The organism is Brevundimonas sp. TSRC1-1 (assembly GCF_049898245.1).
Classification (GTDB): Bacteria; Pseudomonadota; Alphaproteobacteria; order Caulobacterales; family Caulobacteraceae; genus Brevundimonas; species Brevundimonas mediterranea_A.
In genome coordinates, this window is the sequence record NZ_JAFCXI010000001.1 from 94,900 (window position 1) to 116,027 (window position 21,128).

Here is a 21,128-nt window from a genome sequence, read left to right on the forward strand (position 1 = left end):
GGGAGACTCCTTCACAGGCCGATGGATCCGAGGGCGAGGGCGGCCAGCAGGATGAAGCCGGCCTCGCGATTGGACTTGAACAGGTTCAGCGCCAGGGCGCCGTCGGTGCGGTCGAGGCGGACGACCTGGCGGGCCAGGTGGGCGGCGTAGGCGGCCAGACCCAGCCAGAACAGGGGGCCGAGTCCGGCTGACAGACCGGCCAGGACGGCCAGGACCAGGCTGATGAGATAGAAGACGGCCACGCCGGGACGCACGGCCGAGGCCAGGCGGCGAGCGGAGGATTTGACGCCGACCATGGCGTCGTCCTCGATGTCTTGCAGGGCGTAGATGGTGTCGTAGCCCAGGGTCCAGAAGACGCCGCCGAGGTAGAGGAGGATGGCGGGCGCCCAGCCGGTGACGTGAATTGCGACGCCGCCGATGCCTGTCGGATAGGCGAGGAAGGCGGGGCTCAGAGTTCCGGCGACCAGCGGGACCGCCGCCGCAAACCCCATCAGGGCGCCCCAGTTGAAGGTCAGGCCCAGCCAGGCCTGGGGCCACCAGGTGATCCGCTTCATGAAAGGATAGGCGGCGACCAGGGCCAGGGAGCCGACGCCGAGGGCAATGGCGACGACGGGCAGGGTCAGCAGGATCAGCAGGCTGATCAGGCTGCAGCCGATCACGAAGGCCCAGGCCTGTTTGACGCTGATCAGGCCGGCGGGGATGGGGCGTAGGGCGGTGCGGGCGACCTGGGCGTCGAAGTCGCGATCGACGATGTCGTTGAAGGCGCAACCGGCGGCGCGCATCAGACAGGCGCCGATCCCGAAACCGACGAACAGCCACAGGTCATAGAGGCCGGGCGCCTGCCGATACTGGGCCAGGGCGAGGGTGACGCCCTGCCAGCCGGGCAGGAGCAGCAGCCAGATGCCGATGGGCCGGTCGAACCGGCCCAGCTTCAGCCAGGGCTTCAGCCGCTGCGGCGCATGGCGATCCACCCAGTTGGCGCCGGCGTCGGGAAGAGGGGCGGAGGTCATGGGCATGGCTTAGCGGGAATGAAGGGCAGGGTGAAGGCGTGACGAAACGCTCCGTCCCTTCGGCGGAGTTGGAGGCCCTTTGGAAGCGGAGGGCTGGGCGGGGCGCCGGGCCTTCGCCCGGAGTTTGATCTAGAAATACCGTTTCGACGAAGGTTTGACGCCCCGCGCGAATGGTTGGCCTGCAAGCTCGGGGCGCCGAGCGGTGGCGGTCTTATCGCCTAACCCCATAAGCCTGCGACGGGTCGGCGGTCCCTGCGAAGAACCGTCCCGAGTGCGATCGAGTATCCCCCTCGACCCTCCGACGGCGTTTTGAGACGCCGCCGGCGCGGAGGAGTTGCACCCCCGCTCCCGTTCCATCCGCTCTCGCCGCCGCAAGGTCGCAGGCCAAGCGAGCCCTCCAAGCGACGAGACCGGGCGTGATTATAGGGGGCGGGGAAACCCTGGCGGGGAAGTCGGGGCGAGAATCTGACAAGGGGTTGGAATTGCTGGGGTGAGACCAGCGTCATTGTGACAGTTGGCGCCGTTCGGGCCCCCTCCGTCACGGCGCTCTGCGCCGCGCCACCTCCCCCAAGGGGGGGAGGATTTCGGTGCTCGCATTCCTCCCCCTTGGGGGAGGTGGATCGCCGGCGAAGCCGGCGAGACGGAGGGGGCCTGTAAGGTTCAGCCCCGCACCACGTTCATGCAGTCGCAGACCCTCCCCCGCAAGCGAGGGAGGGGCTGGTCCTTTCAGTTCTGGTAGACGTCGCCGGAGCCGGCGATTTCGCTGGTCAGCTTGGCGGGGCGGGTCGCCAGGCTGACGTCGCCGGAGCCCGCGATGCTGACCTGGACGTCGCCGGTGGGGGCGATGTCGGCGTCGCCGGAGCCGGCGATGTCGACCTTGGCGTCCTTGGCGTCCAGAGCCCGAAGATCGGCGTCGCCCGAGCCGGCGATGTCGAGGTCCAGGGCGTCGGTGCGGCCCGAGGCGGTGACATCGGCCGAACCCGAGATCGACAGGGCCATCGAGGGCTGGTCATAGCCGCTGATGTCCAGGTCGCCCGAGCCGTTGGAGGCGAAGCGGCGGACATTGGGCGCCGTGACGACGACGCGCAGTTCGTCGCGTTCCGACCGGGCGGAGAAGTTTCCGTTGTCCCAGCCGAACACGATCCGTTCGTCGCCGTCGCCCATGGACAGGCGGCCATCCGTCAGGGTGACGCGGTCGGTCAGCCCCTTGGGCCCGGTGATGACCACGGTGTTGGCCGGCCCCTGGACGTATTCGACGTCGATGCTGGAATCGATGGTCAGGGCCTCGCCGCCGGTCCAGGCCAGGGTGCGGGTGGTGAAGGGGCCGAGATCGTCGGTCCCGCCGCCCCTGACCCGTTCGAAGCGGATCGACTCGCCGTCCCGGTCCTTGATGGTCCAGGCCCAGCCGTGGCGTTGCAGGTCGTGGCCGCCGAGGGCGATGGCGCCGCCCAGGGTGACCATGCAGAGCACCAGGGCGGCGCCGGCGATGATGAACAGTGTGCGGATCATAGCGAGCCTCCCGTGCTCGAGACGTCAGATTGGGTTTCAGTTTGGGGTTCGAGCGCCGGCTTGAGCAGCCGGTAGTGCAGGCGGGCGAACCAGACGATCCCGTTGACCAGCCAGATGGTGACGATGGTCAGAAGGGCGCCGATGAAGACGGCCCCGGCCATCAGGCCCAGACCCATCAGGACCGCCGCGAACGGGCCGCCGGGGAAGCCGGCGAACGGACCGGCCACCATGACGCCGCCGCCCGAGATGAACAGGGCGATGGCGGCGATGAAGAAGCCGAAGAGGGTCCCGACCACGCCCATCAGAATGGGCAGGAGGATCAGGATGTCGACTGCCCCCAGGCCCAGGACGGCGAAGACGGCGGCCGCGGCGGCGGAGGGGTTCTTCTCCTGGCGCCAGCGCTGGATCCCGGCCTCGGCCTTCAGTTCGCGGGCCAGCCGGCCCGGATCGCCCAGGGCGGCGGCCACCTCGGCCTCGGTGCGGCCGGCGGCCAGACCGTCGGCGAAATGGGTCTCATAGTCGGCGACGATGTCGGCCGCCGTGGCGGTCGGCAATCCGACCAGTCCGCTTCTGAGACGGGCGATGAATTCCGCACGCGTCATTGTTCCGTTTCCTCCGGTTGAGCCTCGGCCGCCTGGGGCGCCGAAGCCTGGATCGTGTTCGCGTCGCTGGCCAAGACGGCGTCGACGGCCTGGGTGAAGGCCGACCATTCGGCGGTCTGGGCGGCGAGGGCCGTCCGTCCGGCGTCGGTCAGGCGATAGTATTTGCGGGACGGGCCGGACGAAGATTCGACCAGATAGGTCTCGACCTGTCCGTCCGACTGCATCCGCCGCATCAGGGGGTAGATGGTGCCTTCCCCCATATCGATCGCGTCCGACAGGCGGCTGGCGATCTCGTAGGCGTAGCTGTCGGCCCGGTTCAGAAGCGCCAGGACGCAAAGTCCCAGAACCCCCTTCTTCAGCTGTATCTCGATGGTTTCGGTCACCTCAATGTCTCCTTTGACGGAGATTGAGTACGACAAGGTACCTTGCGACACAAGGTACCTGTTTAAACATGACGAAGGTTTAATCCAACGGGGTTCGATGAGGAGGCGGACGGGTTTGGGGCGAGTTTGCGGCGGATGGAGCGGGGATCGCTTGGCAAGCGAAGGGCGATCCGATAGGGACTCAAGGAAGTGACGGGTGGAGAACATGCCCGCGCGAAGACTTGAGATTCGTTCTCAAGTCTCTGCTGAAAAACGATATTGTGGGGACTTCGTATGGGAATGGGGACGCGAGCCCTGGGAAGAGCGAAGGCAGGAGCGACGGCGGCGACGACAGCCGTCGGGATCGCACTGTTCTCCGCCGCGCCGACGTGGGCGCAGGATCTGATGGGCCAGCCGACGCCGGGCGGCATCGATCTTCAGCCGGCCGCCGCGCCGCTGAAGCACGACGCCATCTGGTTCCATGACATCGTCCTGATGCCCGTCATCACCGGCATCACCCTGCTGGTGCTGGGCCTGCTGGCCTGGATCGTGTTCCGCTACAACAAGAGATCCAATCCGACGCCCGCGCGCTGGAGCCACAACACCACGGTCGAGATCATCTGGACCGTTCTGCCGGTGGTGATCCTGGTGGGGATTTCGCTGTTCTCCTTCCGCCTGCTGTTCGCCTATCACGACATGCCGGAACCGGATTTGACGGTGAAGGTCACGGGCAACCAGTGGAACTGGGCCTATGAATATCCCGACCAGGGCGTGGCCGAATACATCTCCAACATGGTGCCGGAAGGCGAACTGGCCGAGCGCGGCCTGTCGCACGCCGTCTATCGCCTGGCGGCGGACGAGCCGATGGTGGTGCCGGTCGGCAAGACGGTGCGTCTGCTGATCACGGCGTCCGACGTCATCCACGCCGTGGCCCTGCCGGCCTTCGGCCTGAAGACCGACGCCGTGCCCGGCCGGGTCAACGAGACCTGGTTCAAGGCCGAGCGCACCGGCGTCTTCTACGGCCAGTGCTCGGAACTGTGCGGCGTCGATCACGCCTTCATGCCGATCCAGATCAATGTCGTGACCCAGGCCGAGTTCGAACGCTGGATCGCCTCCAAGGGCGGCTCCATGACGCCGAAGACGGCCGAGGCCGCGCCGGGCGGAACCGCCGCCCAGGTCGAGGCCGGCACGACCGGCGCCCCCGTGGTCGGGACGGCGACGACCGGCCCCGAAGCCGGCGCCCAGACCGGCATACCCACCGCCCAGACGGCGACGACGCCGACCGCGCCGACCGTTCAACCCGCTCCCGCCGCGGCCCCCGCCGCGCCGGCCGCCCAGTAAGAGGCGAGCAGTTCCATGGCTGACGCAACCGTTTCGACCCGCGACGTCCTTCCCGCCCACGACGCCCACCACCACGACGATCACAAGGTGGGCTTCTTCACGCGCTGGTTCCTGTCCACCAATCACAAGGACATCGGCACCCTGTATCTGATGTTCGCCATCATGGCGGGAATCGTGGGCGGGGCGCTGTCGGGCCTGATCCGCTGGGAGCTGGCCGAGCCGGGAATCCAGATCTTCAGGGAAGGCTCGTCGATCCAGCTTCTGGGTCTCGTGGAGCAGTCCAAGCACGGCTATAATGCGGTGGTCACCGCCCACGCCCTGATCATGATCTTCTTCATGGTCATGCCCGCCATGATCGGCGGCTTCGGCAACTGGTTCGTGCCGATCATGATCGGGGCGCCGGACATGGCCTTCCCGCGCATGAACAACATCTCCTTCTGGCTGCTGGTCGCCGCCTGGTGCCTGTTGATCCTGTCGATGTTCGTCGACGGCGGGCCGGGCAAGGGCTTCGGCGGGGGCTGGACGGCCTATCCGCCCCTGTCGACGGTGGGCCACGTCGGCCCGGCCTTCGACCTGGCCATCTTCGCCCTGCACGTCGCGGGCGCCAGCTCCATCCTGGGCGCGATCAACTTCATCACCACCATCCTGAACATGCGCGCGCCGGGCATGACCCTGCACCGGATGCCGCTGTTCGCCTGGTCGGTGCTGATCACCGCCTTCCTGCTGCTGCTGTCGCTGCCCGTCCTGGCCGGCGCCATCACCATGCTGCTGACCGACCGCAACTTCGGCACCCACTTCTTCGACCCGGCTGGCGGCGGCGACCCGATCATGTACCAGCACCTGTTCTGGTTCTTCGGCCACCCGGAGGTCTACATCCTGATCCTGCCGGGCTTCGGCATCATCAGCCACATCGTCTCGACCTTCAGCCGCAAGCCGGTGTTCGGATACCTGGCCATGGCCTACGCCATGGTGGCCATCGGCTTCGTCGGCTTCGTCGTCTGGGCGCACCACATGTACACGGTCGGAATGAGCGTGAACCTGCGCGCCTATTTCATCGCCGCGACGATGATCATCGCCGTGCCGACCGGGGTGAAGATCTTCAGCTGGATCGCCACCATGTGGGGCGGGTCCATCAGCTTCAAGACGCCCATGCTGTGGGCCATCGGCTTCATCTTCCTGTTCACCGTCGGCGGGGTGACCGGCGTGGTCCTGTCGAACGCCGGCATCGATTACAGCCTGCACGACACCTATTACGTGGTGGCCCACTTCCACTATGTGCTGTCGCTGGGCGCCGTCTTCGCCATCTTCGCGGGCTTCTACTACTGGTTCGAGAAGATGTTCGGGGTGAAGTACAACGAGTTCCTGGGCGCGACCCATTTCTGGATCATGTTCGTGGGCGTGAACCTGGTGTTCTTCCCGCAGCATTTCCTGGGCCTGCAGGGGATGCCGCGCCGCTATATCGACTACCCGGACGCCTTCACCCTGTGGAACCAGATCTCGTCGATCGGTTACGCGATCACGGCCGTGGGGGTGCTGGTCTTCCTGGTCATGCTGGCCGAGGCCGCCATTCGCCGCCGGCCGGGCGTCGCCAATCCGTGGGGCGAGGGCGCCACGACCCTGGAATGGACCCTGTCCTCGCCGCCGCCGACCCACCAGTTCAACGAACTGCCGGTGGTCAAGGGCGCCGAGCACTGATCCCGGGCTGACATCCCGAACGGCGGGCCGCTCTTTCCACGGAAGGGGCGGCCTTCTGCTTTGGGGTATGCTATGCGGCCCTCACCCATGACACCCGAACCCATGACCCAGGACGTCCAGACCCGCCCCGCGCTCTCGACCGCCCAGCCGGAAGACTTCTTCCAGCTGCTGAAGCCGCGCGTCATGTCGGTGGTGGTCTTCACTGCCGCGACCGGACTGGTCATGGCGCCGGGGTCGATGAACCCGCTGGTCGCCGCCATCGCCATCCTGTGCATCGCCGTGGGCGCGGGCGCCGCCGGGTCGCTGAACATGGCGCTGGAGGGCGAGACCGACGCCCTGATGCGGCGCACGCGCGGTCGGCCGGTTGCGGCGGGGCGGGTCAGAAAGAATGACGCCATGGCCTATGGCGTCATCCTCAGCCTGTTCTCGGTCATGCTGCTGGGGATGAACACCAACTGGTTCGCGGCCGGTCTGCTGGCCCTGACCATCGTCTATTACGCCGGCTTCTACACCCTGTTGCTGAAGCGCAGGACGCCGCAGAACATCGTCATCGGCGGGGCGGCGGGCGCCTTTCCGCCGGTGATCGGCTGGGCGGCGGCGACGGGCCAGGCGCCGTGGCAGGCCTGGCTGCTGTTCCTGATCATCTTCCTGTGGACCCCGCCGCACTCCTGGGCTTTGGCCCTGTATTCGGCCGGCGACTACGCCAAGGCGGGCATACCGATGATGCCGGTGGCGCGGGGGGCCAGGTCCACCCGGCTGCAGATTCTGATCTATTCGCTGGTCTTCGTGGCCTCGGCCGTAGCCCCGGCCCTGGTGGGCATGGGCGGGATGATCTACGCCGTAGTGTCGGTCGCCGGCGGCCTGGGCTTCCTGGGCCTGGCCTGGCGGCTGTACCGCTCGCGCGCCGGCGACGAGCCGGACAAGGCCGACACCGTGGGACGCGAGGCCGCATTGTATGATGTGAAGGTCCAGGCCAAACCGGCGCGTGACCTGTTCGCCTTTTCGATCCTGTATCTGGTCGCCCTGTTCTCGGCCTTCCTGGTCGAGGCGGTGGCGGGCCTGGGAGCCTGAGCCATGCGTCTGAGCCCTGAGGAACTGCGCGCCCGCAAGCGCCGCAATGTCTGGATCGCGGCGGCCCTGGTGGCCTTCATCGTCCTGGTCTTCACCACCACGGTCCTGCGCCTGCAACAGAACCAGGCGGCCGAGCGCGCCCTGTTGCAAGAGGCGACGGGGGCGCCGCGATGAACAATCCCGGCCGCAAGAACCTGATCGCCATCGTCTGCGTCCTGGGCGTGATGGGGATGACGGGCGCGGCCTTCGCGGCTGTGCCCCTGTACCGGATGTTCTGCCAGGTCACGGGCTTCGACGGCACGGTGCGCCGCGCCGAAAAGGCGCCGGACACGGTGCTGGACCAGACGGTGCTGGTGCGGTTCGACACAAACGTGCGCGGCCTGCCCATGACCTTCCGCGCCGAACAGACGACCCAAAGGGTGCGGATCGGCGAGACGGGCCTGGCCTATTTCGATGTCACCAACACCTCGGACCAGCCGATCCAGGTGCGGGCCGGGTACAATGTCGTGCCTGAATACACCGGCCCCTATTTCCAGAAGCTGCAGTGCTTCTGCTTCTCGGATCAGACCCTGGCGGCGGGCGAGACGCGCCAATTCCCGGTCCAGTATTTCATCGCCCCCGAACTGGCCACGGATCGCGAAGCCAGGGGCGCGCGCGAGATCACCCTGAGCTACACCTTCTATCCGTCGGTCGATGCGCCGACGGGGCCGAACGCCTGAGTCCATGGCCCGACCGGGTGTGGACTTTCCGGGCGTCGGTTGCGGGCTGGTGATCCAGGGCGCCGACGGGCGGGTGCTGCTGTGCAAGCGGCTGAAGGCGCCCGAGGCGGGACACTGGAATATCGTCGGCGGCAAGGTCGATCACATGGAAATCTCCGCCGAGGCCGCGCGTCGCGAGGCCGAAGAGGAGAGCGGCCTGACGATCGGCGCGGTCGAGTTCCTGTGCCTGTCGGAAGAGATCATTCCGGCGGACGGCCAGCACTGGGTGTCGCTGATCTATGTGACGCGGGACTTCTCCGGCGAGCCGCAGCTGACCGAGCCGGACAAGCTGTCGGAGATCGGCTGGTTCGATCCGACCGATCCGCCGCAACCCTTGTCGGTGTTCTCGAAGACGGCCTTTGAGGCCCTGAAGGCGCGGGTGTGCCCGAAGCGGCGCCTCTGCCGCACGTCGGGGCCTCGGTCAGCGACCGGCGATTCCCTCCAGATCGGCCAGGGCGTCGTCCGGCAGGACCAGGGCGCCGGCGGCCAGGTTCTCTCGCAGATGGGCGACAGAAGAGGTGCCGGGGATCAGCAGGATGTTGGGCGAGCGGCGCAGCAGCCAGGCCAGGGCGACCTGCATCGGCGTGGCCTCCACACGCGCCGCCACGTCCGACAGGGCGGTGGACTGAAGCGGGCTGAAGCCACCCAGGGGGAAGAAGGGCACATAGGCGATCCCGTCGCGCGCCAGATCGTCGATCAGGGCGTCGTCGTTGCGGTGGGCCAGGTTGTACTGGTTCTGGACGCAGACGATGGGGCAGATGGCGCGGCCCTCGGCGACCTGGGCGGCGGTGACGTTGCTGAGGCCCACGTGACGCACCAGGCCCTGCTGCTGAAGTTCGGCCAGGGGTTCCAGCATTGGGGCGATCGCGCCTTCGGCCGGGCCGTGAACGTCGAACATGACGCGCAGATTGACGACGTCCATCGTCTCGCGGCCCAGGTTGCGCAGATTGTCGTGGACGGCCGCGATCAGATCCTGAGGCGAGAAGGCCGGCAGCCAGGCGCCGTCCGGTCCGCGCCGGGCTCCGATCTTGGTCACCAGGGTCAGGTCGTCGGGATAGGGGGACAGGGCCTCGCGGATCAGCCGGTTGGTGACGTGGGGGCCGTAGAAGTCGCTGGTGTCGATGTGGTTCACGCCCAGGGCCACGGCTTCGCGAAGCACGGCCAGGGCGGCGTCATGATCCCTGGGCGGGCCGAAGACGCCGGGACCGGCCAGCTGCATGGCGCCATAGCCGAGGCGGTTCACGACGCGGTCGCCGAGAGTGAAGGTGTGGGCGATGAAGGTGTCGGTGGTCATGGTCGTGCTCCGTTCGAGGGACGACGCCGATCTAGGCGCTGGGCGGCTGCGCGATAATCGGGCAAAGTTCGGACAGGTTGTGCGGAAAGACGAACAATGAAGCCGGACCTCAGCGATCTGAACGCCTTCATGGCGGTGGCCCGCGCCGGCGGATTCCGCGAGGGCGCGCGGCTAGGCGGGACCAGCGCCTCCAGTCTGAGCGAGGCGGTTCGGCGGCTGGAGGAGCGGCTGGGCGTGCGACTGCTGCACCGGACCACGCGCAGCGTGGCGCCGACCGAGGCGGGGCAGAGACTGCTTGATCGGCTGACCCCGGCCCTGACCGAGGTGGAGGCGGCGCTGGAGGGAGTCGGCGATCTGCGCGACCGACCGGCGGGAACCCTGCGGCTGAACGTGCCGGCCAGTGCGGCGCGGCTGGTCCTGCCCGCCATCGTGCCGGGCTTCCTGGCCGCCTATCCGGACATCCGGCTGGATCTGACCGTGGAGGAGAGTTTCGTCGACGTGCTGGCGGCCGGGTGTGACGCGGGCATCCGCTACGAGGAGCGGCTGGAGCAGGACATGATCGCCGTGCCCATCGGCCCGCGCCAGCAGAGGTTCGCCTGTGTCGCGGCGCCGACCTACTGGAACCGGCGGGGGCGGCCCGAACACCCGCGCGATCTGCTGGACCATGACTGTCTGCGAGGGCGGTTCCCCAGCGGAGCGGTTCCGCCGTGGGAGTTCGAGCGCGCCGGCGAGGTGGTGATGGTCGATCCCAAGGGACCGCTGGTGTTCAGCGTCAACGGCGCGGCGGATCTGGCGATCGATACGGCCGCAGCGGGCGGCGGGGTGATCTTCCTGTTCGAGGATTGGCTGAAGCCCCTGATCGACAGCGGCATGCTAGAGCCGGTTCTGGTCGATTGGCATCAGCCGTTCTCGGGGCCTTTCCTCTATTATTCGGGTCGTCGGCTGACCCCGCCGCCGCTGCGGGCGTTCGTGGACTATGTGCGGGCCAACACGACAGATTGACCGGATGGTTTCCGATCAAGGCCGAAAGGCGGCGGCGCACTGGCGCGACGCAAAAGCGGCGGTTATAGCTGGGGGATAAGGCGAGTTCATCGCCAGCCCAATATAGAGATGAAACGCATGGCCGACGCGCACGCCGCTCCGCACCACGACTATCACCTCGTGCCGCCCAGTCCGTGGCCGCTGCTGTCGTCCATTGCGGCGACCATCATGTTCATCGGCGCCGTGATCTGGATGAAGGGGCTGGCGCCGGCCGAGAACGGGCCGATCGCCGCCAACTTCCTGGCCGAAGGCAAGCCGGGCGTCTTCTTCGCCGGTTTGGCGGGGGTGCTGCTGTCGGCCATCGGCTGGTGGTCGGACGTGATCAAGGAATCCAAGGCGGGCGACCATACGCCGGTCGTCTCGATCGGCCTGCGCTACGGCATGATCCTGTTCATCGCCTCGGAGGTGATGTTCTTCGTCGCCTTCTTCTGGATGTTCTTCGACATGGCCCTGTTCCATGAATCGCGGGCGCTGACGCCGGAAGTCGGGACCTGGGCGGACACGGCCAAGGCCTGGTCCACCTGGCCGCCCAAGGGGGTCGAGGTCCTGTCGCCCTGGCAGCTGCCGCTGCTGAACACCGTGACCCTGCTGCTGAGCGGCTGCACCGTCACCTGGGCCCACCATGCGATCCAGGTCGGCGACCGCAGCGGCGCCAAGCTGGCCCTGGTCATCACCGTGCTCCTAGGCGTCTTCTTCACCAGCGTTCAGGCCTATGAATACAATCACATCCTGCACGAGCACCTGTTCTTCAACGAGGAAGCCGCCAACTCGGGCCTGTATGGGTCGATCTTCTTCATGGCGACCGGCTTCCACGGCTTCCACGTCCTGATCGGCACCATCTTCCTGGCGGTCTGCCTGATCCGTCTGCTGGCCGGCGATTTCACCCCGCAGAAGCATTTCGGCTTCGAGGCGGCCGCCTGGTACTGGCATTTCGTGGACGTGGTCTGGCTGTTCCTGTTCGCCTTCGTCTACGTCGTCTTCGGTTGATCCCGGACACCACCGACAAGATCGAGACGGCGGGGGACGAGGGATCGTCTCCCGCCGTCGCCGTTTCCGCCGTGCGGGCGGGACTGAAGGGGCGGTGCCCGCGCTGCGGCCAGGGGCGTCTGTTCGCCGGCTTCCTGAAGGTGCGGGCGGGATGCGAGGCCTGTGGGCTGGACTACGCCACCATCCAGACCGGCGACGGGCCGGCCAGTTTCATCATGCAGATCGCGGGCTTTCTGGTCGGGTTTTCGGCCCTGGTGGTCGAGATCAAATTCCATCCGCCCATGTGGCTGCACCTGATCGTCTGGTTGCCGTTGGTGGTGGCCCTGTCGCTGGCGCTGATGCGGCCGGGGCGCGGGCTGATGATCGGTTTGCAGTACAGGAACCAAAGCGCCCCCTCCACCGCTGCGCGGTCCCCCTCCCCCGATCCGCTTCGCTCCACGGGGGAGGATATATGAGGCGGTTTCCCTGGATATTGACCCTGCTGACGGTCGCAGCCCTGGTCCTGCTGATCGGGCTGGGCCTGTGGCAGGTCGAGCGGCTGAAGTGGAAAGAGGGGCTGATCGCGGCGTCCGAGGCGGCGGCGGCGAAACCGCCCGCGCCGCTGGATCAGGTGCTGGCGGCCGATCCGGACGGGGGCGATCTGGAGTTCCGCAAGGCGTTGATCGTCTGTCCGGGTCTGGCGACCGCGCCCTATGTCGAACTGCAGTCCATCCATGACGGCGTGGCGGGGGTGCGGCTGATCTCGGCCTGCCGGCCCGTCGATGCGGATTTCAGCCTGCTGATCGACCGGGGCTTCGTCGCCGACGAGATTTCAGGCCGGCCGCGCGTGGCGGAGTCCACCCTGCCGCTGGTGCTGATCGGCGAGTTCCGCCGCTTCGATCCGCCGGGCGGCATGACGCCGTCCCCGACGAACGGCCGCTTCTATGGCCGCGACACGGCGGCCATGGCCAAGGCCCTGGGGGTCCAGGGCCCGGTGCGGCCCGAGGCGGTGTTCGCCGTCAGCCCGACCAATCCCGAGTTCGGCGCCCTGAAGCCGTCCGCCCCGCCGGCGGCCTTTTCCAACAATCATTTCGGTTACGCCCTGACCTGGTTCGGGCTGGCGATTGTGCTGGCGGGCTTCTATGTGGCCCTGCTTCGAAGACGCCTGAAGAAAGACACCCCCTGACCGCCACCCTGCACACCCTGTCCAACGGCGTCCGCGTCATCTGCGACCCCATGCCCGGCCTGAAGACCCTGGCCGTCGTCGTCACCGTCAAGGGCGGGGCCCGGTGGGAGCCGGAGGATCGCTCCGGCTGGTCGCACCTGCTGGAGCATCTGGTGTTCAAGGGCGCCGGCGACATGGCCGCGCGCGAGATCGTCGAGCGGATCGAGGCCGAGGGCGGCACGATCAACGCCTCCACCGGCTATGAGCGGACCAGTTTCGAGGTGCGGGGGCTGGAGGGCACCCTGGCGCTGAACATGCAGGTGCTGTCGGACCTGGTGTTCCGGCCTGCCCTCGACCCCGCCGAGATCGAGCGCGAAAAGGACGTGGTGGCCCAGGAGATCGCCGAGGCCTTCGACACGCCCGACGACCATGTGTTCGAGATGGTCCAGACGCGGGCCTTCGCCGGCCAGCCGCTGGGGCGGCCGATCCTGGGCTCGGTCGACAGCCTGAAGCCGGCGGACAAGGCGACGGTCGAGGCCTGGCGCGCGCGGCTCTATTCGCCCGACCGGATGGTGGTGTCGGCGTCCGGCGCGGTGGAGGAGGGCGAGCTGCTGGCCCTGGCCGAGCGCTGGTTCGGCGACGCGGTCGCGACCCCGGTTCCGGCGCCGGCGCCGGCGGCCTTCGTCGGCGGGCATGCGACCCTGACGCGCAAGATCGAACAGGCCAATCTGGTGTTCCAGCTGCCGGCGCTGTCGGCGACCGACCCGGCCCTGTCGTCGATGCGCCTGTTCGGCGAGATCCTGGGCGGGGGCATGGCCTCGCGCCTGTTCCAGAGCGCGCGCGAGGAGCGGGGCCTGGCCTACGCCATCGACGCCTATCAGGAGCCTTACGAGGACACCGGGGTGCTGGGCATTTACGCCGGGGCGGCGGCCGATCGGGCGAAAGAGCTGGCCCAGGTGGCGGCGGGCGAGGTGCGGGCCCTGGCCGAGACCGGGCCGACCGAAAAGGAACTGTCGCGGGCCAAGGCGGTGATGAAGGCCGGTCTGTGGATGTCGGACGAGAACCCGATGAGTCGGGCGGGACGCAACGCGGCCCAGACCCTGATCTTCGGCGCGCCCCGGTCCAGCCTCTCCATGACCGAACAGCTGGAGGCCCAGACGGTCGAGGCCGTGCGGGCGGTCGGCGGTCGGATGCTGGCGGGGGGACAGGCGGCCAGCGCCGTCCTGGGGCCGAAGTCGGCGGCGCCGGCGGGGGAGGCGTTCGCGGCGGCCCTGTTCGGGGGGTAGGGAACATCCACCCTCGGCATCTGTTATGCTGACGCTTGAAACATCCAAACCCGGAGCGCCTCCATGTCCGTCCGCGTCGCCCTGATCGTCGGCAGCCTGCGCGAGGGCTCCTATTCCCGCGCCATCGGCCTTGAGATGAAGGCCCTGGCCGCGCCCGAGCTGGAGCTGGACCTGATCGAGATCGGCGACCTGCCGCTGTATAATCCCGACCTGGATACGGAGACGCCGCCGGCGGCCTGGTCGCGGTTCCGCGAGGAGTTGGCGACGACCCAGGCCGTGCTGTTCGTGACGCCGGAATACAATCGCTCCATCCCCGGCGCCCTGAAGAACGCCCTGGACATCGGCTCGCGCCCCTACGGCCAAAGCGTCTGGGCGGCCAAGCCCGCCGCCATCGTCAGCGTCTCGCCCGGCGCCCTGGCCGCCTTCGGCGCCAACCACCACCTGCGCCAGCCCCTGGTCTTCCTGAACATGCCCACCATGCAGCAGCCGGAAGCCTATATCGGCAATGTCGCCGGTCTGCTGAACGAAGAGGATGGGACACTGAAGAACGAGGGGACGCGGGAGTTCCTGAAGGGGTTCCTCGATGCGTTCGCGGGGTGGATCGAGAAGACGAAGGGGTGAGGCTGCCAATCGAGAGGCGCTCGTGACCTGGTCCTTCTTCGGACTTCCCGTACAGGCTTCTTTAAACCCGTCCAGGTAGGACCGTCTCAACTCAGGGGGAGTGGATATGGGCCTGGTGACTTGGACGGCGGTGTTTGCGCTGCCCAACCTTCGTGACGCCCCGGAGGACGTGGCGGCTTCGCTTAACGGTCTTATCGGCGCTGACCTTCAAAGAAAGGTGAGGCCACTTCTCGCCCAATCGGGCTGGAACTTCGAGGAAGCATGGCCTGAAGACCACGGGTGGCACTCAGAGGCTGCCGTCATTGATGAGGGCAAGACCATCGTCGCCTCTTTCGTGACGAGCCCCGAGGTTGAAACGGTCGAGCCGAATGATCGCGCTCCAGATGATCGTTGGCGTATCGTTATCGGCCTTGACGTCGGCATGTTCGCAAAGACGAAGGCCCGCCGGTCTGATCTTCTTCGCGCCCTTGCCCGAGACGCGGAAACGGCTTGCTGCACGGTGGGCGCGAGGGGGTTCGTCTGGGAGTATGGCGGACCTGAAACTTCTGGTCTCGCCAAGGCCTGGTAGCCACTTTCGTGATCCGGCCGCCCGATACATTTTCGTTCGGCATCAATCGACGCCCCAATTGAAAACGGCGGCTCCTTTCGGAGCCGCCGTCGCCATATCAGCCGTGAAGCTGAAATCAGCCGATGGTTTGCAGCTGGCCAGCGGATTCCTTGCCCGAACGCTTGTCGCGTTCCAGCTCGTAGGAAACCTTCTGGTTTTCATCCAGGCCGCGCAGGCCAGCGCCTTCAACGGCGGAGATGTGGACGAAGACGTCCTTGCCGCCGTCGTCGGGTTGGATGAAGCCGTAACCCTTGGTCGGGTTGAACCATTTGACAGTGCCGGTAGCCATTTTGAGACCTCCGTTAGAAGTTGACCGAGGGAACGCCCCTTCGGCCTGTCGGGTCTGAATGGGAGCGGCCTTGACTCGTGCGTTCGCAGAGAGAGTGGGCGTTACGCAGAGAGATCGACGAAGTCTATGTACTCAGGTCTTCGTGACAAATGCAAGCGCGGCCGCAACAAGGATTTTACAGTCGGTGGAACGGTCCAGCTTGGAGCGCGTTAGATTGGTACACGCAAAGGCTCTACCATGAACCGCATCCACGTTGTGGAGCGCGCCTACCAGCTCGCCCGCACTCCTGACTGTCTGAACACCGGCGACGTCGTCAAGGCCCTGTCGGCCGAAGGCTATTCCGGCGCCGAGATGTCCCATTTCCAGGGCAGCTCGATCCGCGCCGATCTGAACCGCATCTGCAAGATCCCGGTCGAGACCGAAGTCGCCTGATACGGCCCTTGGCCCGGCCTGGAGATCAGACCAGGCCGGCCAGGGTCGGCGCCTCGGCCGCGCTGTCGGGGAAGACGCGGGTGTCCAAGGCCGCGCGATCAAGGCCCATATGATCGCGCAACACGCCCTTGAACACGGATCTGATGTCCAGGGTCGGGGCCAGGTCGCGCCCTTCGAACAGGCGATTGTCCGCCAGGGTCGGCCAGTCGCCGATCAGGCCGCCGGGCTTGAGACCGCCCCCCGCCAGCAGCAGGGACGAGCCCGTGCCGTGGTCGGTGCCCTGGGTGCCGTTGGCGCGGGCGGTGCGGCCGAACTCGGTGGCGACCACCACGACGGTGCGGGACCACTGGTCGGCCAGCCCGTCCTTCAAGCCTGAAATCAACTGATCCAGACCGGTCAGCCGCGTCTGGAGCTGGCCGCGCTGACCCGCGTGGGTGTCCCAGCCGTCCAGGGAGACGGCGACGATATCGGCCCCCTCGGCCCCCGTCATCAACCTGGCGACGGCGCGACCCAGGGCCTCCACGTCGTTGCGGCGGACGGTCTGGCCCGAACCGTCGGCGACCAGGGCCTCGGTCGCCAGACCGCGCGCCAGGTTCTGGCCCAGCATCGGATCGTCGACATAGAGGTCCTGCAGCAGGGCGGCGATCCGGTCCTCGCCCGTGACGCGGCCGCCCGGCGCCCAGCTGGAGACCGGGGCGTCGCCGCGCAGGATCAAGGGCGTCTGGGCGCCGATCGACAGGCCCTGCAGCCGCGCGCCGCCCGCCGCGACGATGGCGCGGTTCAGCCAGCCGTCCTCGCGTTGGCGCAGCGCCTCGCCGCCGTTCTCCAGGACGTCCTGGGCCTCGAAATGCGAGCGGATCCGCACCGGCAGGGCCACGGCGGGGGCGAACCGCATCTGGCCCTGATCGTGCAGCCGGTGCAGCCCGGCGAGGGCGGGGTGCAGGCCGAACCCCTCGGCGAGATCCAACGCCCCGTTCGGTTCGCCCGGCGCCGCCAGCGCCAGGCCGCCGCGCAAGGGGACATAGTCGGGGTCGGCGTAGGGAATGGTCACGGACAGCCCGTCCATGGCGCCCCGGGCGATGACCACCACCAGTTTGGGGCGGGAGGCATCGGTCTGGGCGGCGACACGTCCGGCGAAGGCCAGGCCCATGCCGGCGGTCGCGGCGCCCAGCAGGGCGCGGCGGTCGAGGGTGAGACGGGTCATCGGCGCTGGAACTCCGGCGACATCAGGAGAAGGGTGAGGGCCTCGGTCCGGCTTTCGGCGCGGGCGACGGCGAGGCGGGTGCGTTCGGACAGCCGGTCGCCCAGGGCGTCGCGCGCCGCGGCGGCGATGTCGGCGGTCCGGGCGGTTTCGGCGGCGGTCCGCGCCCAGTTCAGGCGCTTGACCAGGGCGTCGGGACCGGCCCAGTCGGCCGCCGTGTCGGGCCAGCCCTCGGGCGAAGGCGCGGCGAAGGGGGGCTGGCCCATTTCAATCAGGGCCTGACGCAGGGGCTGGATTCGCTGGGGCGGGACGTCCAGGGCCCGATGGGTCGAGACGATGAACTCGTAGGGCGTCTTGATCTTGGTCGGCTGGGGCGTCCAGGTCTCGGGGGCCTCGACCAGGGCGCGCGCGACCTGGGCCAGGTCGCCGTCGGACCGGCGCCAGGCCTGCTCCAGCCGCGCCACGAGGGGTTCAGGCGGCGTGTCCGCGACGAAATGGGCCGCGATCCGTCGCGACAGACGCCGGGCCGTGGCCGGATGCCGGGCCAGGTCCCGCAGGATGGCCTCGCCCTGGGCCGCGCCTCTCTGCGCATAGGTCCGGCCCATCACGGTGCGGGGGCCGGGCTCATGAATATTGGCGCGGAAGACGAAGCCGTTCGGGCCGGGTTCAACCGCCTGGGCCGCCCGGCGCGCGCGGTCCCGGCCGGGCGCGGCCTGGCGATCCTGGGGCCGGGGGATCGACCAGCCGGTCAGGGCGCGGGCCAGTTCTGTGACGTCGGCCTGGGTATAGCCGGCGTCGGCGCCCACGGTGTGAAGCTCCAGCATCTCGCGGGCCAGATTCTCGTTCAGTCCGACCTTGCGTCGCGTCCCCGCCGGGCTGTCCGGCCCGGTCGAACGCGCCTGGTCGAGGTACAGAAGCATGGCCGGATGCTGTTCGGCGGCGACCACCAGATCCTCGAACCGGCCGAAGACGTTCGGTCGGACGGCCTCGCGCTCATAAAGGTCGATGAAGGCGCCGCTGTCGAACTTGACCGCCGACACGGTCAGGGCGTTGGCCCAGAACAGGGCCCACCGCTCGGCGAATCCGTCAGCCGTCGCGGCGCCCAGCCGGGCGCGCGTCAGAAAGGCCTGGGCGGTGTCGTCGGCGAGCGCGCGACGGGCCGCCTGGCGCGCTGTCCGCACCGCCTCGGCGTCCGCAGATGCGCCGGCCCGCTGGCCCCGATCGCCCTGATAGTCGAGGAAAGCCGCCATCCGCTGGCCGGAATCAGCGAAGGGGCCGGCCGGTTGAGGCGCGCCTTCGGAGCGGATCTGGGCCAGGGCCCAGGCGCGCGGATCGGCCGCGACGCGCGCGATCTCGCCGGGGCGGGCGCCGAGGCCCAGTCGGGTCACGGCGATGGCGGCGTCGGTCGAAGATGCGGCCATGAAGGGCTCCTGATCGTCGGTCTGAGTGTAACGCCTCGGAAACAAAACTCCGTCGCGGATCAGATTCGCGTGCATCTGTCGCCAAGCGGGCGGCGGCGCGCTAGGTTGTGTTTCGATGGCCCTCCTGGACTGGATGAGCGATGTAGCCGGACCCGTGGTCCGGGGCGACGGCGTGCTGTTGAGGCCGCCGCGGGCGTCCGATTATGCAGCCTGGTCCGCCCTGCGCGACGGGTCGCGCGACTATCTTCAACCGTGGGAGCCGGCCTGGCCGGACGACGATCTGAGCAAGGGCGCGTTCCGGCGTCGGCTGTCGATCTATGCGCGGGAGATGGAGCTGGGCAACGCCTGGCCGTTTTTCATCTTCGTCGACGGCGGCAAGACCCTGGCGGGCGCCGTCACCCTGTCGAACGTGCGCCGCGGCGTCGCCGAGACCGGCACCCTGGGCTACTGGATCGGCCAGCCCTACGCCGGGCGCGGCTATGCGACGGCGGCGATGCGGGCGGTGGTCGGCTACGCCTTCGACCGGCTGAAACTGCACCGGCTGGAGGCGGCCTGCCTGCCGACCAACCAGGCCTCGCGCCGGGTGCTAGAGAAATCCGGCTTCCAGAACGAGGGTCTGGCGCGGGCTTATTTGAAAATTAACGGCGAGTGGGCAGATCATCTGCTGTTCGGCCTCGTCGAGGACGAGATCGATCGCGGCGGCCGGACGCCGTCTTGAGAGGGCGACAGCTTTGACCGCGCGACCCCGATCCCTGGCCTGGGACGCCACGAGCGCCATCGAGGCGCTGGCGGCCGCCGATACGGCCCTGTGGGTCTGGACGCCGTCGCAGGATCAACTGCGGTTCACCGGCGCGACGCGCGTCCTGGGCCTGGGGCCGCTGGCGCCGGAATGCTCGGGCGCCGGCTTCGTCGCCTCGACCCTGCCGCAGGACCGGTCGCTGGCCGAGAAGATGCTGAAGCCCCAGGACGAGGGGACCGAGGTCGCCGTGCGCCTGCGCATGCGCGGATCCGACACCTGCATGTGGCGCGGGGTCTGGCTGGAGGACGGGCTGCGCGCCGCCGGGGTGGTGGCGCTGGAGACCAAGTTCGCCGGGTCGGACCGGGATGCGCTGACCGGCCTGCTGGATCGCCGGGCCTTCATCACGCGGGTCGGCGAGGTCCTGACCCAGGCCGGCGAATACGAGATCGTGGTCGGCGACGTCGACCGTCTGAGGCGGCTGAACGAGGCCCTGGGCCACGAACGGACGGATCTGGTGCTGTCGGCCCTGGGGTCGCGCCTGGCGGCCGCCTTCTCCAAGGAGGCCTCGCCTGCGCGGATCGGCGAGGACGAGTTCGCCGTCATCGTGCAGAAGACCGCCTCACACGCCAGCTTTCGCCTGCGCGAGGCGCTGGAGCAGCCGCTGCGGGTCGCGGGCTTCGACATCTATCCGACCGTCTCCATCGGGGCCGTGGTGGTCGAGGGCGGGCCGGACGCGCCGGACGCCTCGGAACTGTTGCGCCGGGTCGAACTGGCGGTCGAATCGGCCAAGGGCGCCGGGCGCGGCGGATCGGCCGCCTATGGCCGGGCGCTGGAGAGCGACAGTCTGAGCCGTCTGGCGCTGGAGGCGGATCTGCGGAACGCCTTCGTGCGCGGCGAGATCGTGCCCTTCTTCCAGCCCATCGTGAACCTGAAGACCGGAGCGGTGGCGGGCTTCGAAGCCCTGGCGCGCTGGCGTCACCCCAAGCGCGGCCTGGTCCCGCCGGACGAATTCCTGGGCCTGACCGCCGACCTGGGCATGATGAACGACCTGGGCCTGCTGATGATGACCCAGTCGGCGCGGCAACTGGCCGAATGGATCCAGCGCCACCCCCTGGCCGGCAAGCTGTTCTGCAGCGTCAACCTGTCGGTCGGCGAGATCGAACGCCCGCACCTGTGCGAGGACGTGGCCCGGATCATCAAGGAAAGCGGCCTGCCCAAGGGGGCGCTGAAGCTGGAAGTGACCGAGGGCGACATCATGCGCGACACCGCGCACGCCGCCGAGGTGTTGCAGTCGCTGAAGGATGTCGGGGCGTCGCTGGCGCTGGACGATTTCGGGACCGGCTTTTCGTCGCTGTCGTATCTGGCGCGCCTGCCGTTCGATACGCTGAAGATCGACCGCTATTTCGTCCTGACGATGAACAAGGACGAGGGCTCGGCCAAGATCGTCAAGTCGGTGGTCAACCTGGGCCGCGACCTGTCGCTGGAGGTCGTCGCCGAAGGGGTGGAGAACGGCGAACTGGCCGCCCTGCTGCTGGAGGCCCAGTGCCACTACGGCCAGGGCTTCGGCTATGCGCCGGCGCTCCCGGCCCAGGAGGCGGAGGTCTATCTGGCCGAGAGCCTGGCCGACGGCACGGCGCCGCTGAAGCAGCGGTCGGCGTAGATTTCACTTTCCAAGTTTCGCCCGCCTAGGCCTTGTGCCTAGGATGGCGGCTCGGGGA

General features: G+C 68.2%; 24 protein-coding genes and 1 pseudogene. 16 read left to right on the forward strand and 9 right to left on the reverse strand.

Going from position 1 to position 21,128, the window contains the following annotated elements; all coding sequences use genetic code 11:
* Positions 1-11 precede the first annotated feature (11 nt).
* From ubiA to ACP7CK_RS00505, 4 genes are all read right to left on the reverse strand, one after another.
* Positions 12-1,010 (reverse strand): 4-hydroxybenzoate octaprenyltransferase, encoded by a 999-nt coding sequence (gene ubiA / locus ACP7CK_RS00490; protein WP_426024801.1) that lies wholly within the window; start codon positions 1,008-1,010, stop codon positions 12-14.
* A gap of 726 nt (positions 1,011-1,736) precedes the next feature.
* A complete protein-coding gene (locus ACP7CK_RS00495) occupies positions 1,737-2,519 on the reverse strand; it encodes a GIN domain-containing protein (protein ID WP_372705141.1) in 783 nt (260 codons plus the stop codon).
* Positions 2,516-3,121 carry a DUF1700 domain-containing protein gene (locus tag ACP7CK_RS00500; RefSeq protein ID WP_426024802.1) on the reverse strand — a complete coding sequence of 202 codons (606 nt, stop codon included), beginning with the start codon at positions 3,119-3,121 and terminating at the stop codon, positions 2,516-2,518. The genes ACP7CK_RS00495 and ACP7CK_RS00500 overlap by 4 nt, the downstream gene beginning before the upstream one ends.
* The gene (locus tag ACP7CK_RS00505) at positions 3,118-3,504 is read right to left on the reverse strand and encodes a PadR family transcriptional regulator (protein WP_008261972.1); all 387 of its coding nucleotides are present in this window, start codon (positions 3,502-3,504) and stop codon (positions 3,118-3,120) included. The genes ACP7CK_RS00500 and ACP7CK_RS00505 overlap by 4 nt, the downstream gene beginning before the upstream one ends.
* A 273-nt stretch (positions 3,505-3,777) precedes the next feature.
* On the opposite strand from ACP7CK_RS00505, the gene coxB reads away from it, so the two are divergent.
* From coxB to ACP7CK_RS00535, 6 genes and pseudogenes are all read left to right on the forward strand, one after another.
* Positions 3,778-4,824: a cytochrome c oxidase subunit II gene (gene coxB / locus ACP7CK_RS00510; RefSeq protein WP_426024803.1), complete on the forward strand. Its 1,047-nt coding sequence runs from the start codon at positions 3,778-3,780 to the stop codon at positions 4,822-4,824.
* Between the two features lie 15 nt (positions 4,825-4,839).
* Positions 4,840-6,519: a cytochrome c oxidase subunit I gene (gene ctaD / locus ACP7CK_RS00515; RefSeq protein ID WP_426024804.1), complete on the forward strand. Its 1,680-nt coding sequence runs from the start codon at positions 4,840-4,842 to the stop codon at positions 6,517-6,519.
* Positions 6,520-6,606: 87 nt separating this feature from the next.
* Positions 6,607-7,590 carry a heme o synthase gene (cyoE, locus tag ACP7CK_RS00520; protein WP_154726537.1) on the forward strand — a complete coding sequence of 328 codons (984 nt, stop codon included), beginning with the start codon at positions 6,607-6,609 and terminating at the stop codon, positions 7,588-7,590.
* A 3-nt stretch (positions 7,591-7,593) separates the two neighbouring features.
* Positions 7,594-7,764, forward strand: a complete 171-nt coding sequence (locus ACP7CK_RS00525; RefSeq protein WP_271164431.1) for a hypothetical protein — start codon at positions 7,594-7,596, stop codon at positions 7,762-7,764.
* Positions 7,761-8,309 carry a cytochrome c oxidase assembly protein gene (locus ACP7CK_RS00530; RefSeq protein WP_372705138.1) on the forward strand — a complete coding sequence of 183 codons (549 nt, stop codon included), beginning with the start codon at positions 7,761-7,763 and terminating at the stop codon, positions 8,307-8,309. The genes ACP7CK_RS00525 and ACP7CK_RS00530 overlap by 4 nt, the downstream gene beginning before the upstream one ends.
* A gap of 4 nt (positions 8,310-8,313) precedes the next feature.
* Positions 8,314-8,628, forward strand: a pseudogene (locus ACP7CK_RS00535) (NUDIX domain-containing protein); the annotation flags it as partial.
* Here ACP7CK_RS00535 and ACP7CK_RS00540 read toward each other — a convergent pair.
* Together ACP7CK_RS00540 and ACP7CK_RS00545 are read right to left on the reverse strand one after the other, a co-directional pair.
* Positions 8,586-8,756 (reverse strand): hypothetical protein, encoded by a 171-nt coding sequence (locus tag ACP7CK_RS00540; protein WP_426024805.1) that lies wholly within the window; start codon positions 8,754-8,756, stop codon positions 8,586-8,588. The pseudogene ACP7CK_RS00535 and the gene ACP7CK_RS00540 overlap by 43 nt on opposite strands.
* A gap of 13 nt (positions 8,757-8,769) precedes the next feature.
* Positions 8,770-9,642 (reverse strand): aldo/keto reductase family oxidoreductase, encoded by an 873-nt coding sequence (locus ACP7CK_RS00545; protein WP_426024806.1) that lies wholly within the window; start codon positions 9,640-9,642, stop codon positions 8,770-8,772.
* Positions 9,643-9,738: 96 nt separating this feature from the next.
* Here ACP7CK_RS00545 and ACP7CK_RS00550 point away from each other — a divergent pair, with 96 nt between their 5' ends.
* The 7 genes from ACP7CK_RS00550 (at position 9,739) to ACP7CK_RS00580 (ending at position 15,289) form a co-directional block, all read left to right on the forward strand.
* The gene (locus ACP7CK_RS00550) at positions 9,739-10,644 is read left to right on the forward strand and encodes a LysR family transcriptional regulator (protein ID WP_426024807.1); all 906 of its coding nucleotides are present in this window, start codon (positions 9,739-9,741) and stop codon (positions 10,642-10,644) included.
* Between the two features lie 117 nt (positions 10,645-10,761).
* Positions 10,762-11,670 (forward strand): cytochrome c oxidase subunit 3, encoded by a 909-nt coding sequence (locus tag ACP7CK_RS00555; protein ID WP_426024808.1) that lies wholly within the window; start codon positions 10,762-10,764, stop codon positions 11,668-11,670.
* Positions 11,667-12,125 (forward strand): DUF983 domain-containing protein, encoded by a 459-nt coding sequence (locus ACP7CK_RS00560; RefSeq protein WP_154726536.1) that lies wholly within the window; start codon positions 11,667-11,669, stop codon positions 12,123-12,125. The genes ACP7CK_RS00555 and ACP7CK_RS00560 overlap by 4 nt, the downstream gene beginning before the upstream one ends.
* Positions 12,122-12,835 carry an SURF1 family protein gene (locus tag ACP7CK_RS00565; RefSeq protein WP_426024809.1) on the forward strand — a complete coding sequence of 238 codons (714 nt, stop codon included), beginning with the start codon at positions 12,122-12,124 and terminating at the stop codon, positions 12,833-12,835. Before ACP7CK_RS00560 ends, ACP7CK_RS00565 begins: the two co-directional genes overlap by 4 nt.
* A 50-nt stretch (positions 12,836-12,885) precedes the next feature.
* Positions 12,886-14,100: a M16 family metallopeptidase gene (locus ACP7CK_RS00570; RefSeq protein ID WP_426024810.1), complete on the forward strand. Its 1,215-nt coding sequence runs from the start codon at positions 12,886-12,888 to the stop codon at positions 14,098-14,100.
* Between the two features lie 63 nt (positions 14,101-14,163).
* Complete coding sequence (locus ACP7CK_RS00575; protein ID WP_426024811.1) at positions 14,164-14,721, forward strand: NADPH-dependent FMN reductase; 558 nt, start codon at positions 14,164-14,166, stop codon at positions 14,719-14,721.
* Between the two features lie 106 nt (positions 14,722-14,827).
* On the forward strand, positions 14,828-15,289 hold the full coding sequence (locus tag ACP7CK_RS00580) for a hypothetical protein (RefSeq protein ID WP_426024812.1): 462 nt from the start codon (positions 14,828-14,830) through the stop codon (positions 15,287-15,289).
* A gap of 115 nt (positions 15,290-15,404) precedes the next feature.
* Here the strand turns inward: ACP7CK_RS00580 and ACP7CK_RS00585 are convergent, their stop codons facing one another.
* Complete coding sequence (locus ACP7CK_RS00585; protein WP_008260410.1) at positions 15,405-15,617, reverse strand: cold-shock protein; 213 nt, start codon at positions 15,615-15,617, stop codon at positions 15,405-15,407.
* Positions 15,618-15,854: 237 nt separating this feature from the next.
* Between ACP7CK_RS00585 and ACP7CK_RS00590 the strand changes: the two genes are divergently transcribed.
* On the forward strand, positions 15,855-16,049 hold the full coding sequence (locus tag ACP7CK_RS00590) for a hypothetical protein (protein ID WP_008262034.1): 195 nt from the start codon (positions 15,855-15,857) through the stop codon (positions 16,047-16,049).
* A 25-nt stretch (positions 16,050-16,074) separates the two neighbouring features.
* Here ACP7CK_RS00590 and ACP7CK_RS00595 read toward each other — a convergent pair whose 3' ends face one another.
* Positions 16,075-17,253, reverse strand: a complete 1,179-nt coding sequence (locus ACP7CK_RS00595; protein WP_426024813.1) for a DUF1501 domain-containing protein — start codon at positions 17,251-17,253, stop codon at positions 16,075-16,077.
* Positions 17,250-18,671, reverse strand: a complete 1,422-nt coding sequence (locus ACP7CK_RS00600) for a DUF1800 domain-containing protein (RefSeq protein WP_426024814.1) — start codon at positions 18,669-18,671, stop codon at positions 17,250-17,252. Before ACP7CK_RS00600 ends, ACP7CK_RS00595 begins: the two co-directional genes overlap by 4 nt.
* 115 nt (positions 18,672-18,786) lie before the next feature.
* On the opposite strand from ACP7CK_RS00600, the gene ACP7CK_RS00605 reads away from it, so the two are divergent.
* Both ACP7CK_RS00605 and ACP7CK_RS00610 read left to right on the forward strand, forming a co-directional pair.
* The gene (locus ACP7CK_RS00605) at positions 18,787-19,389 is read left to right on the forward strand and encodes a GNAT family N-acetyltransferase (RefSeq protein WP_035309900.1); all 603 of its coding nucleotides are present in this window, start codon (positions 18,787-18,789) and stop codon (positions 19,387-19,389) included.
* Between the two features lie 13 nt (positions 19,390-19,402).
* Positions 19,403-21,070 (forward strand): putative bifunctional diguanylate cyclase/phosphodiesterase, encoded by a 1,668-nt coding sequence (locus tag ACP7CK_RS00610; RefSeq protein ID WP_035309903.1) that lies wholly within the window; start codon positions 19,403-19,405, stop codon positions 21,068-21,070.
* The last annotated feature ends 58 nt before the right edge of the window (positions 21,071-21,128 follow it).